This window comes from Bradyrhizobium sp. ISRA442, assembly GCF_038085055.1.
Classification (GTDB): Bacteria; Pseudomonadota; Alphaproteobacteria; order Rhizobiales; family Xanthobacteraceae; genus Bradyrhizobium.
Window position 1 is genome coordinate 1 of the sequence record NZ_JALGCN010000039.1, and the last position, 12837, is coordinate 12837.

The following is a 12837-nucleotide window of genomic DNA, read 5'->3' on the forward strand; positions in this document are numbered from 1 at the left end:
TTAACAGAAACGTCGCAAAGCGGCTTAGGTCGCTATCCGACGTCCTGCGCGATCATGTCTGGCAAGTAATTGATTTAACAAGGAAATCGTTTGTTGATCGCTGCCATCGCTTCCCCGCGCGAACTTCGTTCGCGCCACCTTAAAGAAGGGAGAAGGAAGAGGAAGGCGCCGTCGTGGTGACTCTTACTTCCTCCGCTCCGCACCTCCACGCGCCTCCGGCGTCAACGCGTCGATGGCCGCGTGGCACGCCGTCTGCAACAAGCGGCAGACCTCCGCGGTCGAGCGCTGCGGGCTCAGCGCCGCAAAAGTTGGATAGCTCGTCAGCACGAAGATCAGGTCGACCGCGTCCTGCACGGCTCGCTTGACCGCGCGTTTCTCCGTGATGCGCGTGACAAGCCCGGTCAGCAGCTCCCGCCGGCGCTCGTTGCGCGCGACCAGGGCCGCGCCGAACTCGGGATCGGTCGCGATCGCTTGATTCAGCCCGCCGATGGCGGGGTCGTGAGCCCAGAAGGTGCAGAAGATCGTGACGATGCGGTCGAGCGCGTTCCGCGGGTCCGCCATCGTCATCACCTCAGCGAGCTCGAACAGCCCGCCCTGGCGTGCGATGTCGTCGAACACGGCCTCTAGCAGTCCGCGACGCGACCCGAACTGGTTGTAGACGGTCAGCCGCGTGACACCGGCCTCCTTCGCGACCACGTCGAGCGAGAAGTTCGCGATGCTGGCATCCTTCCGCAACAGCCGTGCGCCGGCCGCGATGATGCGCTCGCGCGTCTCCGCCGCCGCCGACGCTCGTGCCGGGCTCACATAGCTGCGTTTCGGCATTGCCCTGCCTTCATCTTGACGCATTGACTATACATATTGTAAATCCAATTTAGAAGCCGGTTTGGAGCTTGCCATGCAGACTGCCCTCGTGATCGCTCTGTCGCTTCATGTCTTGTCGTCCGTGTTCTGGGCCGGATCAAGCTTTGCGCTGGCGCGCATCGGCGGCGCCGCCGGCGAGCAGCTCGTCTTTCCGCAACTCGGTGCGGCGATGATTGCGATTTTGACCGGCGGCTATCTTGGCCACCTCGTTCACGCCGGCAACTTCGGCACGACCGAGCAGGTGCTCGCGCTTGGCTCGGCTTGTGCGCTGATCGCGGTCGGCGTGCAGGCGGCGATCGGCCCCCGCGCGGTCCTAACCTTGCGCCGCGGCGCCGGCGATCCAGCGGCTATGCGTGCGCGCATCGCGACCGCACAGCGCGTGGCGGCGGGGCTGCTCGGCATCACCGCGCTCTGCATGGGCGCCGCGCGCTATATCTGAAAGCGGTCTTAAGTGGCCTGCTTGCGCGAAGCTACGAACACGCCGGACAGCACCAGCGCGAAGCCGATGAAGTGGAAGGTCTGCGGGCGTTCGCCGAGGAACGCCATCGCCATGATCGAGCCGAACACCGGCACCACGTGGAAGAACGGGGCAGCGCGGTTGGCCCCGATCAGGCGTACCCCGCGGTTGAAGCAGAGATAAGCGAGCGTCGAGGGAAAGACGGCGACGTAGAACAGCGTCAGCAGGTTCGGTCCGTCGAGCTTCATCACGGGACGTGCGAACAGCTCCCAGATCTCCAGCGGCACCAGGCAGGCGGCACCGGCGCCGAAGGTGAAGGCGAGGAACGACAGTCCGTGCATCGCCGGCCGCTTCAGCGTCAGCACCGAATAGAGCGCGAAGAAGATCAGCGCGACGATGAAGATCAGATCGCCCTTGTTGAACTCGACGTTCGACAGCGTGGTGAAGTCGCCGTGCAGCAGGATCATCAGCACGCCGCACATCGAGAGCAGCACGCCGAAGGCCTGTGCGGCGGTGAGGCGGATGCCGAGGATGATCAGCGACCACAGCGCCACGACCAGCGGTGCGGCCGATTGCAACAGCAGCGTGTTGAGCGCCTGGGTGTGCTCCAGCGCCCAATATTGCAGCGTGTTGAAGGCGCCGATGCCGGTGATCGACAGCACGATCATCAGCCCGAGCTTGCTCCGGATCGCGGGCCAGTCCTGAACGAGATGCTTCCAGGCGAACGGCAGCACCAGCAGGAAGGCGAAAGACCAGCGCAGGAACGACAGCGTCACCGGCGGGATATGGCCGGCCGCGAGCCGCCCGACGATGGCATTGCCGGCCCAGCACAGCGCGGTGATGCTGAGGAGGAGATAAGGCTGGTTGGCGATCCAGTTGTGACCGGACGCCTCAGTGCCCGTGGTCTGGCCGGTGGCGGACATTGCGATTGTTATGGCCCCGCGTGGATGGCGCCGGGGCCGCCGGCCCGGCGCTGTCCGGGCCGGTTCGCAACCCCGGCTCCGTCCAAAGACACGGAAATCGAGGTTGCATCAATGGGGGCGGGATGCATCGCGACCATGCAGCGGTAGATGCTGCATCTAGCGCTTTGGTCGGGGTCGGCGGGAGGCTCCGGAGGGCCTCCGGATTTTCCGGGGATATCAAAGGCTTAAATAGCGTTTAGGATCTCGAAAAAGCCGCCTTCTTGCTTGCTTAGAGAGGCTGCTTCCTTTATCCGGTTGGCTGCCTCGCGTGCGAGCGGCCCCGGCCGTGGATTGGGCTGGGCGCATCTAAAATCTTCAAAGGGATTACCCGCGAATGGCCAATGTTGTCGTCGTCGGCGCCCAGTGGGGCGACGAAGGAAAAGGCAAGATCGTCGATTGGTTGTCTGAGCAGGCCGACATCGTCGTCCGCTTCCAGGGCGGCCATAACGCCGGCCATACGCTGGTCATCAACGGCGTGACCTACAAGCTCGCGCTGCTGCCCTCGGGCGTGCTGCGCGAGCACAAGCTGTCGGTGATCGGCAACGGCGTCGTGTTCGACGCGCAGGCCTTCCTCGACGAGGTGACCAAGCTCCGGGCCCAGGGTGTCGCGGTCTCTCCGGACAATCTGCGCATCGCCGAGAACGTGACCCTGATCCTGCCGCTGCACCGCGAGCTCGACGCGCATCGCGAATCCGCCAACGTGGCCACCGCGATCGGCACCACCCGCCGCGGCATCGGCCCCGCCTATGAGGACAAGGTCGGCCGCCGCGCCATCCGCCTGATGGACCTCGCCGACCTCGACACGCTCCCGCACAAGATCGACCGCCTGCTGGCGCACCATAATGCGCTGCGCCGCGGCCTCAATCTGCCGGAGTTCGACGGCAAGGAGATCCTGCGCGAGCTCAGCGCGCTGGCGCCGCAGCTTCTGCCCTATGCCGAGACGGTGTGGCGGCTGCTCGACATCAAGCGGCGCGAGGGCAAGCGCATGCTGTTCGAGGGGGCGCAGGGAGCCCTGCTCGACGTCGATCACGGCACCTATCCTTACGTGACCTCGTCCAACACGGTGGCGGCGCAGGCCGCGACCGGCGCCGGCCTCGGGCCCGGCGCGGTCGGCTATGTCCTGGGTCTGTGCAAGGCCTACACCACCCGGGTCGGCCAGGGCCCGTTCCCGACCGAGCAGGACAACGAGACCGGCCGCAGGATCGGCGAGCGCGGCCGCGAGTTCGGCACCAATACCGGCCGTCCGCGCCGTTGCGGCTGGTTCGACGCCGTGCTGGTCCGCCAGGCCGTCCGCACCTGCGGCATCAACGGTTTGGCGCTGACCAAGCTCGACATTCTGGACGGCTTCGACACGATCGAGGTCTGCACCGGCTATCGCCTCGACGGCAAGGAGATCGACCATTTCCCGGCCGGCGAGGGCGCCCAGGCCCGGGTCGAGCCGATCTACGAGACGATCGAAGGCTGGAAAGAGCCGACCGCCAATGCACGGTCGTGGGCGGACCTGCCGGCCCAGGCCATTAAATATGTCCGCCGGATCGAGGAATTGGTGGGATGCCCGGTCGCGCTGCTTTCCACGAGCCCCGAACGCGAAGATACTATCCTGGTGCAAAATCCGTTTGAGGCTTAACGATATCTTACCGGGACGTGCGTATAGTTGAGTTGAAATGGCTGATTACTATCCGCTGATCGCCCGCGCTATTGCCGCCCTGGACCCCAACGCTCCCGGCGAAAGCCGTCGTGCGCTCTATGAGCGGGCGCGCACGGCCTTGATCGCCCAGCTCCGCAGCGTGCAGCCGCCGCTGTCCGAATCGGAGATCACCCGCGAACGGCTGTCGCTCGAAGAGGCCGTGCGCAAGGTCGAATCAGAGGCTGCCCAGCGCGCGCGCGAAGCGTCCCGCCCTGGCGGCGCCAGCGGTGGGCGTGGCGGCAGCGGCGATGCCTTCCGCCGGGCCAGTGCCCGCACCGCCGAGGGCAATCCGCCCGCGGCTTCACCGGCTGGCCCGCCGCGCGCCCGTCCGGCGGTGCCGCCGCCGCGCAACGATCGCCCGCCACTCGGCGGCGATGATCAGGACGACCGCGACACCCAGCGTCACGCGCGCGCCCCGCGTTTCGACGCGCCGCGCCAGCCGGGTCCGCCGTCGCCAATGCCGGAGGCTCCGCGTGACCGTGCCGCACGCCGCGGGCCGGAAGCCGGGCCGCCGCCGCCGCAGTCGCCGGGCGTGCGCGGCTTCCGCGACATCACCGCTGATGTCAACGATCTCGGCGGCGCCGCCGCGCAGGCCAACCGTGCCGCGCGCCGCACCTACGCCAACGTGCCCTCGCCCTCGCCGGAATTCGACCGGCTCGAACCGAGCCTGGAGAACCGCGCCGGCGAGCAGGACGCGCCTTATTCCTACGATGAATCGCTCGAGGAGGCCGAGCGCTACGCGCCGCAGCCGCCGTCGTCGCGCTCGCGCGTCGCGCCCGATCGCGACGTCAAGAAGCGCGTCCGCTCCCGCTCGGCCTTCCCGTTCAAGAGCGCGATCGCCGTCGGCATCGTGCTGATCCTGGTCGGCGCCGGCATCCTCTGGGGCAAGCCGCTGGTCCAGATCGCGAGCGGGCTGTTCAAGTCGTCGCCCACCCAGGTCGTGGAGGCGCCGAAGGATACCTCCCAGCCGCAGAGCAAGCCGAAGATCCCGGATCGCGTCGGCCAGCCGTCGGCGAGCGACCAGCCGGTCGCGCCGGTGGCGCAGAAGGTTGTGCTCTATGACGAGGATCCGTCCGATCCCAAGGGTAAGCAATATGTCGGCTCGGTGGTGTGGCGGCTCGAGCCGATCAAGGCGTCCGGCAACCAGAAGGCCGATGTCGCCGTGCGCGCCGACATCGAAATTCCCGATCGCAAGTTCAAGATGACGATGTCGTTCCGCCGCAACACCGATTCGTCGCTGCCGGCGAGCCACACCGCGGAACTGACCTTCATCCTGCCGCAGGATTTCCCCGGTGGCAGCGTCTCCAACGTTCCCGGCATCCTGATGAAGTCGAACGAGCAGGCGCGCGGCACCCCGCTCGCAGGGCTGGCGGTCAAGGTCACCGACGGCTTCTTCCTAGTCGGCCTCTCCAATGTCGATGCCGACCGCACGCGCAACATCCAGCTCCTGAAGGAACGCTCCTGGTTCGACGTGCCGCTGGTCTATGCCAACCAGCGCCGCGCCATCATCGCGATCGAGAAGGGCGCCCCGGGCGAGCGCGCCTTCAACGACGCGTTCGCGCAATGGGGCGAGTAGCAAGTCGCGCCTGAATCAAGGCGTGGTTGGATTAAATCTCAGCCGCAGCGTAGGTCGGTCTTCACCTCTCCCCAGCGGGGGAGAGGTCGGATCGCGCATGGCGATGCGAAGCATCGTCCAGTGCAATCCGGGCGAGGGGCCGCAGCGCTCAGTGAGACCTCAACCTCTCACCCGGATCGCATCTTTCGATGCGATCCGACCTCTCCCGACGGGAGAGGTAAGGGTAAGGCGAGCCACCCTCGTTAGCGGCGATCCAATCGAAATCGATCGGGTCTTATTGCGCCGCGGCTTCCCGCTTGCGTGCGGCCGCGGCGGCGGCGTGCTCGCGGTCCATCACGGCGCGGCAGCCTGGGCTGACATGCGCCTTGTTCCTCACCATGCAGGCGGTGATCCGCGGGATGTCGGGAATCTCGCTGGAACAAAGCCGCATGGCATCGCCCGAACACATCTGTTGCGCTTCGGGTGAGAAGGCGAGACCGGGTGAGGTCTGGAATGCGATGGCAGTGGTGGCGAAGGCCACGAGCGTGGCAATCGATTGGTAGCGTGTCATGGCTGATGCGTCCCCAAGTTCCGCAAGGCGTTGATTGCTTTGTTTTTGGGGCGCCGCACGCGGTTTGCTCTGCCGCACGTCACAGCCGTCACGCCGGGAAACCTGTCCTGGCATGTGGTCGCTCGATTACTTCTGGTGTTCGAATCGAAAGTGCTGCGCCGCCCGAGCGAAGTATGCGCGATTGTCACGAAGCTGCAATGGCGGATGAAAAGGAATTCGCAATTGTTGCGCGTTCGTCACGCAGAACGCGGCGTGCGGCGTCAGACGAGGCGATAGGATGGCGCGGATGCTTGCTCCGCTTCGTTCTCCGCGAGCGCCGCGGCGTGTTCTTCGATCGCAGTAACGCCCTTCGCGGTAAGCTCGAACAGATCGCCGTCCTTCATCACATAGCCGTCGGCGATCAATTGTCCGATCTTGCCGTGCCTATCGTCGGCAAAGGCGACGGACTGACTAATGTCCCGCAGGATCGAAAGCTCTTCGTCGCGCAGCATGGCTGAAGTCTCCGATCTTCGGGGGAGGGCCGTATCCTCACATGCCGTGGCTCTCGAACACCTTGCGGCAAGACCTCGACAGCCTGCTCCGGTTGGCCTGCAGGCAGCTCTGCACCGCATTGTCATTGCCGAGGTCCTTGCGGCAGAGACGCGAGGCATCACGCGAGCAGGCGTTTTGCTCCTGCGGCGTCCCGGCATGACCTTGCGCGAGCGCCGGCGCGCTCGACAAGCCGCTCGAGGCCATCATCGCAATCATCGTCAGGAGGAGTTTCCGGGGCATCGGCGGGTCCCAATCTGCCAGGAGGCGCGAATTTCAGGTCCTGTCAGAACTCGTCCGCTTGCCAGTTGTTCCCCCTTGCCGGAGTGCGGGGCCGGCGGGCGCGAGGCGCATCTTGCAACCCCCGCTATCCAAGTTCGCCGCCCCGCTGTTATAAAGTGCGCAGAGTGAGGGGTATTTGATGAAACGCTATGTGATCTTTGCGCTCGTCGGTCCGTTCCTGGGCGGGTTCCTGCTCTTGCTGACGACGACCTATCAGTCCGGCTACTGGGCGCAGACCAGTCTCGGCGAGATCGGCAAGCTGTTCGTGGTGTTCTTCAAGACCCTGCAATACAGCTACCTGTTCGGCTTCCTGCCGTCGCTGATGATCGGCGCGGTGGACGACATCCTGATCCACGTCAGGCGGATCGGTCCGGTGCTGCGCATTCTGCTGGTCGGCCTGTTCGCCTTCATCCTGGCCTCGCTGACTTACAGCTCGCGCGGACCGGACTCGGGCGCCGTGCAGTTCGTCCTGTACGGCCTGGTCGGCTTCGTGCCGGCGGCGGTGTCGTCCTGGCTCGTGCACAGATTCGTCGAAGAGCCGCAGCCGGCGGCGGCGCCAACCTGAGCGCGCGGCCCTTGGACGCGCCGCCGCAACCCTGGCCGCACGAGCGCGTTTCCATCAGGCGATGACCATGTCCGACGATGATAGTCTTGTAAGGCGCGGTCCCCGGCCGGGGCGCACCTCGCGCGCGACTTTCTCAGGCGCCGAGGCGCGCGGGCCGATCATCGACGAGGAGGGGCATGAGATCCGGCCCGAAACTCTGGAGCAGGGCTTTCGCGAGTTTCGCTTCGAATTCGGTCAAGCCAACCCGTTCGGCAATCTGACGCGGGAGCAGCGGCTGGCGCGGCTCGAGGCGATCGCAAAGCTGCTCGACATCGCCTTCATTCTGCCCGGCACCAACATCCGCTATGGCATCGACGGCCTGATCGGGCTGATCCCCGTTGTCGGCGATATCATCACCACCGCGATCTCGCTGTGGCTGGTGCGCGAGGCGCGTGCGCTGGGCGCGCCCTGGTACATCACCGCGCGCATGCTCGGCAATGTCGCGGTCGACGGCGTGGTCGGCATGGTCCCGTTCGCGGGCGACGCCTTCGACGTCATGTTCCGCGCCAACATGCGCAACGTGCGCCTGTTGCGCCGCTGGCTCGACAAGCAGCCTCGGATGTGAGGCTCAAAACACAAAAAGCGCGACGACCTTTCGGCCATCGCGCTTTGAGCGCACATCGGAGGCTTGCGAAGAAACTTACGCCGCGTCGGCGTCGGCGTTTGCTGCCGACTTGCGACGGCGCGGCAGAGGGAAGGCCTCGCTCTCATAGAGCGAGCGGATGCCATTCTGGTCGAACCGGGCTTCCTCGACCTGGAGATAGGCGCCGTTCAACGAATCCGTCGGCAACTCCTCGATCGCAAAGCGCACGGCTTCCGCCGCGGTGCCGAAGCGCCGATAGGTGAAGCCTGCACGCTTCTTCTTGCGGATCGCGGCAGGAAACAGCTCGGCGGAGGTGTTGAAGTTGAACGGACGCATTGGACGCATGGTCAAAGACCTCGTGATCTTCTCTGGGGCTTTAAGCGCGTGGGGTTTGAGAGGGCGAAGGCCGCAATCGGGCGAGCCCGCCGTGCATGTCATTCTCGTTCTCTAATATAGGCCGATTTGACAGAATTGCGACCCCTGCGAACGGAGATGATGAATCTGCGCATGCCAGCTCCGCATCCAAAATAAATATAACAATATCAATGGCTTGCTTGGATTAAATTTTGCCAAGAAGCAGCAGCACGACCAGCACCACCAGCACGAGGCCGCCAATCCCCATGCCGGAATGGCCCATGCCATAGCCATAGCCGCCGATCCGGCCCCACAGGCCGCCGACGAGATAGATGATCACAAGGATGATCAGGATGGTCCCAAGCGTCATGGCATCCTCCCTGGCGGCCGCCGGGCTGCGCTAATCGGCCGCACCGCCAGGAGAGAAAAGCACATCCCGCCATCGGGTTCCATCGCGGAACCGCCAATGGCGGGGCGAGACCTCATCGCGGCTTGAGCTTCAGCGCCGCGGAGTTGATGCAGTAGCGCAGCCCCGTCGGTCCCGGACCGTCGGGGAAGACGTGGCCGAGATGGCCGGCGCACTTGGAGCACAGCACTTCGGTGCGGATCATCCCGTGGCTCGTATCCCGCTCCTCGTCGATATGGCTCTCGACCGCGGGCTGGGTGAAGCTCGGCCAGCCGCAGCCGGAATCGAACTTGGCATCGGATTCGAACAGCACGTTGCCGCAGCCGGCGCAGACGTAGGTGCCGGGACGATGCTCGTGCTCATATTCGCCCGAGAAGGGACGCTCGGTCGCCTTTTCGCGCAGTACGGCGTACTGCATCGGCGACAATTCGCGCCGCCACTGCTCCTCGCTCTTGATGACCTTGTCTTCTGTGGCTTTCGTCTTGGCGTCGGGCATGGCTCTCCCGTTGACTTACGTGAGTGACGATCAGTTGGTGGCCTTGCTGGAATTCACCAGCGTCGGCTTCTCGATATAGTTATCCGCGAACAGCTTTTTCAGGTTCTCGACCTTCGGGATGTCGTTATAGGCGATGTAGGGCTGGTGCGGGTGCAGGGTCAGATAGTCCTGGTGATAGGCTTCCGCCGGATAGAACGCCTCCAGCGCGCCGACCTTGGTGACGATCGGTTTCCTGAACACCTTGGCGTCGTTGAGCTGGGCGATATAGGCCTCCGCGACCTTCTTCTGCTCGTCGGAGGTCGTGAAGATCGCCGAGCGATACTGCGTGCCGACATCGGGGCCCTGGCGGTTGAGCTGGGTCGGGTCGTGCACCACCGAGAAGTAGATCTGGAGGATCTTGCCATAGGAGATCTTCTTCGGGTCGTACTTGATCTCGACTGACTCGGCGTGCCCAGTCGTGCCGGTCGAGACGGTCTGGTAGTCGGCGGTCGCCTTGGTGCCGCCGGCATAGCCGGAGACGGCGTTGACGACACCCGCGGTGTGCTGGAACACGCCCTGCACGCCCCAGAAGCAGCCGCCGGCGACAACGGCGGTCTGGATGCCGCTCGCGGATGTTGCATCCACGGTGGGGGCGGGGATCACGACCGCGTCTTCCGCGGCCCTCGACGGCATGGCAAAGGCCAGCGTCAATGCGGTGGTGGCGGCGAGCAGGGACAGGAGTGCGGGTCGGCGCATGGCATATCCTCTTGCGGAAGGTCTGACAGTCTAGGACCGTTGACGTCGGGCGAACAGCCGGCCCGGCGGCGTTTTCAATCACCGAAGATACGGGCAGGCCGGACGCTTGTTACATCAGTGCGGACACGAGTCCGTGAAATCGGCCGGATAGGAGCCCACATCCGGTGTCGTCCCGGCGAAGGCCCATAACCCCAGGAGAAGTTGCGGCGCGAGCTGATAACCCCGAGTCTTCGCCAAACCTAATCTCCTGGTTATGGTTCCTGGATCTGCGCTTCGCTTGTCCAGTTTGAGACTGCGACCTTGCCGCAAGCGCCGCAGCCGGAGGGTGGGCAAAGCGAAGCGTGCCCGCCATGTGTTGGCACATTGGATGGACGGTGGGCACGGCGCTTCGCGCCTTTGCCCACCCTACGGCAGCGTCACACCACCACGCTCAACCGCTTCGCCGCGCGCGTGATGCCCGTGTACAGCCATCGCGCCCGGCTGTCTTGAAACGCAAAGCTCTCGTCGAACAGCACGACGTCGTCCCATTGCGAGCCCTGCGACTTGTGCACGGTCAGCACGTAGCCGTAGTCGAACTCGTCATAGGGCTTGCGCTGCTCCCAGGCGATCTGCTCGATGCCGCCTTCGAAGCAGTCGGCGCGTACGGAGACCTTCGTCACCTTGTGTCCAAAGTCTTCGTCCGGCGACAACCGCATGCTGAGGATGCGCGATTTGGAGCGCGAGGTATTGCGCGACTTTACGCGCCACAGGCCGCCGTTGAACAAGCCCTTCTTGCGGTTGTTGCGCAGGCACACCAGCTTGTCGCCGGCAACGGGAAACTGGTCCTCGATGTTCTGCCGCTGCCGCACCCGCATGTTGTAGGCGCGGCGGGTGTTGTTGCGGCCGACCAGGATCTGGTCGGCGCTCATGACGCGGTCGGGATCGAGTTCTTTCCGCGACACCACCTCGCTCTCGCCATGGCGGCCGATTTCGAGCTCGCGGCCCTCGCGAACGTCCATTGACATCCGCACGATCGGATCGTCCTGAGCCTGGCGGTGCACCTCGGTCAGCATTGCGTCGGGCTCGGTGTTGGTGAAGAAGCCGCCGCCCTGGATCGGTGGAAGCTGCGCGGGATCACCTAACACCAGCAGCGGGCAGTCGAACGACATCAGGTCGCGCCCGAGCTCGGCATCGACCATCGAGCATTCGTCGATCACGATCAGCTTGGCCTTGGATGCGGGCGCGTCGTCCCAGAGTTCGAAGCTCGGCTGCTCTTCGCCGGATTCGCGGGCGCGGTAGATCAGCGAGTGAATGGTCGAGGCGTTGTCGCAGCCCTTGTTGCGCATGACCAGCGCGGCCTTGCCGGTGAAGGCGGCGAACTTCACCTCGCCGTCGACGCCGTCGGCAATGTGCCGCGCCAGCGTGGTCTTGCCGGTGCCGGCAAAGCCGAACAGGCGGAAGATCGGCGGCGTGCCGCCTCGGCCGGGCTTGGCCTTGAGCCAATCGCCAACGGCTTTTAGCGCGGCATCCTGATGCGGGGTGAAAGTCGCCATTTTTGTCTTGAAGGAGGGCGAAATCGAAGCGATTCGCGATCCCTCAAAACTAACCATTCGCACCGCCGGTTCAAGCGGCGCAAATCCTGCTTCCGGCGGACCTTACTGCCAGCCGGGAACGCCGCGCATGTCCGGCAGGTGATGGGCGATGCCCTTGTGGCAGTCGATGCAGGTCTTCTCGCCCGTGAACAGGAAGCGCTGGTGCGCGACCGAAGCCCGCGGCGATTGCTTCGTGATGTCCATGGAATCGGCGCTGTGGCAGTTGCGGCACTCCAGGGAGTCGTTGGCCTTGAAGCGCGCCCATTCATGCGCCGCGAGCTCGAGCCGGTGGTCCAGGAACTTCTCACGGGTGTCGATCGTACCGAAAATCTTGCCCCAGACCTCCTTGGAGGCCTGCATCTTGCGCGCGATCTTGTCGGTCCAGTTATGCGGGACGTGGCAGTCCGGGCAGGTCGCGCGCACGCCGGAGCGGTTGGTGAAGTGGATGGTCGACTTCAGCTCGGCGAAGACGTTGTCGCGCATCTCATGGCAGCTCGTGCAGAATTTTTCGGTGTTGGTCAATTCGAGCGCGGTGTTGAAGCCGCCCCAGAAGATCACGCCCGCCGCGAAGCCGGCGAGCACGAGCACGCCGAGCCCGAACACCGAGCTCGGCCGGATCAGCACCTGCCAGAGTTCGAGCGCAAAATCCCAGCTCCGCGCGAGGAAGCTCCGCTTTGCCTCCGGCTTTGCATTGGGTTCGTCGGCGGCCGTTGTCATCGACGGCCACCGGGGCTTGCGCGCGACAGCAGCGTGTCGATGTCGACGAAGTCGTTGCTGACGGGCGGAGTGGCAGTGTTCTGCGGCACATGACACTCCGTGCAGAAGAAGCGCCGCGGCGAGATCGAGGCGAGGAACTGGCCGTCGCGATCCATGAAGTGCGTGATGGAGACCATCGGCGCCTGCGACTCCGACGTGCGCGAGCGTGCATGGCAGGACAGGCATTTATTGCTGTTGAGGTCGATCTGGTAGCCGTCGATCGAGTGCGGGATCACCGGCGGCTGCTCCGGATAGTTGCGCGCCTCCTTCTCGGACGTGTTGCGGTTCGGCAGCATCGGCGGCGCCGGACCCTCGTCGTTGAGCGGTGCAGGGCCGCGCAGGCCGGAGGTCACCGTCTGCGCGGTCAGCGCGCTTGCGCCCGCGGCAATCGCGAGCGCCAGCAGGACAATTCCACTTCGCTTCAGCATG

General features: G+C 64.9%; 17 protein-coding genes. 5 read left to right on the forward strand and 12 right to left on the reverse strand.

Features of this window, described 5'->3' with window-relative positions; translation table 11 throughout:
- Window positions 1-183: 183 nt before the first annotated feature.
- On the reverse strand, window positions 184-822 hold the full coding sequence (locus MTR72_RS38805) for a TetR/AcrR family transcriptional regulator (RefSeq protein WP_280966629.1): 639 nt from the start codon (window positions 820-822) through the stop codon (window positions 184-186).
- A 73-nt stretch (window positions 823-895) separates the two neighbouring features.
- Between MTR72_RS38805 and MTR72_RS38810 the strand changes: the two genes are divergently transcribed.
- On the forward strand, window positions 896-1300 hold the full coding sequence (locus MTR72_RS38810) for a hypothetical protein (RefSeq protein WP_280966628.1): 405 nt from the start codon (window positions 896-898) through the stop codon (window positions 1298-1300).
- An 8-nt stretch (window positions 1301-1308) separates the two neighbouring features.
- Here the strand turns inward: MTR72_RS38810 and MTR72_RS38815 are convergent, their stop codons facing one another.
- The gene (locus MTR72_RS38815) at window positions 1309-2241 is read right to left on the reverse strand and encodes a DMT family transporter (protein WP_280966627.1); all 933 of its coding nucleotides are present in this window, start codon (window positions 2239-2241) and stop codon (window positions 1309-1311) included.
- A 373-nt stretch (window positions 2242-2614) separates the two neighbouring features.
- Here MTR72_RS38815 and MTR72_RS38820 point away from each other — a divergent pair, with 373 nt between their 5' ends.
- Together MTR72_RS38820 and MTR72_RS38825 are read left to right on the forward strand one after the other, a co-directional pair.
- Window positions 2615-3907: an adenylosuccinate synthase gene (locus tag MTR72_RS38820; protein ID WP_280966626.1), complete on the forward strand. Its 1293-nt coding sequence runs from the start codon at window positions 2615-2617 to the stop codon at window positions 3905-3907.
- A 37-nt stretch (window positions 3908-3944) separates the two neighbouring features.
- Complete coding sequence (locus tag MTR72_RS38825) at window positions 3945-5543, forward strand: hypothetical protein (protein WP_280966625.1); 1599 nt, start codon at window positions 3945-3947, stop codon at window positions 5541-5543.
- A 274-nt stretch (window positions 5544-5817) separates the two neighbouring features.
- Here the strand turns inward: MTR72_RS38825 and MTR72_RS38830 are convergent, their stop codons facing one another.
- From MTR72_RS38830 to MTR72_RS38840, 3 genes are all read right to left on the reverse strand, one after another.
- Entirely contained in the window at window positions 5818-6093 is a 276-nt protein-coding gene (locus MTR72_RS38830; RefSeq protein ID WP_341512242.1) for a hypothetical protein, read from the reverse strand.
- 260 nt (window positions 6094-6353) lie between these two features.
- A complete protein-coding gene (locus MTR72_RS38835) occupies window positions 6354-6584 on the reverse strand; it encodes a hypothetical protein (protein WP_280966624.1) in 231 nt (76 codons plus the stop codon).
- Window positions 6585-6621: 37 nt separating this feature from the next.
- Complete coding sequence (locus MTR72_RS38840; protein ID WP_280966623.1) at window positions 6622-6864, reverse strand: hypothetical protein; 243 nt, start codon at window positions 6862-6864, stop codon at window positions 6622-6624.
- A 178-nt stretch (window positions 6865-7042) separates the two neighbouring features.
- On the opposite strand from MTR72_RS38840, the gene MTR72_RS38845 reads away from it, so the two are divergent.
- Both MTR72_RS38845 and MTR72_RS38850 read left to right on the forward strand, forming a co-directional pair.
- Window positions 7043-7468, forward strand: a complete 426-nt coding sequence (locus MTR72_RS38845) for a DUF5413 family protein (protein ID WP_280966622.1) — start codon at window positions 7043-7045, stop codon at window positions 7466-7468.
- A 61-nt stretch (window positions 7469-7529) separates the two neighbouring features.
- Window positions 7530-8072 carry a DUF4112 domain-containing protein gene (locus MTR72_RS38850; RefSeq protein WP_280966621.1) on the forward strand — a complete coding sequence of 181 codons (543 nt, stop codon included), beginning with the start codon at window positions 7530-7532 and terminating at the stop codon, window positions 8070-8072.
- A gap of 75 nt (window positions 8073-8147) precedes the next feature.
- Here the strand turns inward: MTR72_RS38850 and MTR72_RS38855 are convergent, their stop codons facing one another.
- The 7 genes from MTR72_RS38855 to MTR72_RS38885 form a co-directional block, all read right to left on the reverse strand.
- Entirely contained in the window at window positions 8148-8435 is a 288-nt protein-coding gene (locus MTR72_RS38855; protein ID WP_280966620.1) for a hypothetical protein, read from the reverse strand.
- A gap of 214 nt (window positions 8436-8649) precedes the next feature.
- Window positions 8650-8814: a DUF3309 family protein gene (locus MTR72_RS38860; protein WP_280966619.1), complete on the reverse strand. Its 165-nt coding sequence runs from the start codon at window positions 8812-8814 to the stop codon at window positions 8650-8652.
- A gap of 112 nt (window positions 8815-8926) precedes the next feature.
- Window positions 8927-9346, reverse strand: a complete 420-nt coding sequence (gene msrB, locus MTR72_RS38865; RefSeq protein WP_280966618.1) for a peptide-methionine (R)-S-oxide reductase MsrB — start codon at window positions 9344-9346, stop codon at window positions 8927-8929.
- A 30-nt stretch (window positions 9347-9376) separates the two neighbouring features.
- Window positions 9377-10081 (reverse strand): peptide-methionine (S)-S-oxide reductase MsrA, encoded by a 705-nt coding sequence (gene msrA / locus MTR72_RS38870; RefSeq protein ID WP_280966617.1) that lies wholly within the window; start codon window positions 10079-10081, stop codon window positions 9377-9379.
- Between the two features lie 416 nt (window positions 10082-10497).
- The gene (locus tag MTR72_RS38875) at window positions 10498-11613 is read right to left on the reverse strand and encodes an ATP-dependent DNA helicase (RefSeq protein WP_280966616.1); all 1116 of its coding nucleotides are present in this window, start codon (window positions 11611-11613) and stop codon (window positions 10498-10500) included.
- A 102-nt stretch (window positions 11614-11715) separates the two neighbouring features.
- A complete protein-coding gene (locus tag MTR72_RS38880) occupies window positions 11716-12369 on the reverse strand; it encodes a NapC/NirT family cytochrome c (protein WP_280966615.1) in 654 nt (217 codons plus the stop codon).
- Window positions 12366-12836, reverse strand: coding sequence for a nitrate reductase cytochrome c-type subunit (locus tag MTR72_RS38885; RefSeq protein WP_280966614.1), 471 nt, complete (start codon window positions 12834-12836; stop codon window positions 12366-12368). The genes MTR72_RS38880 and MTR72_RS38885 overlap by 4 nt, the downstream gene beginning before the upstream one ends.
- Window position 12837: the final 1 nt, after the last annotated feature.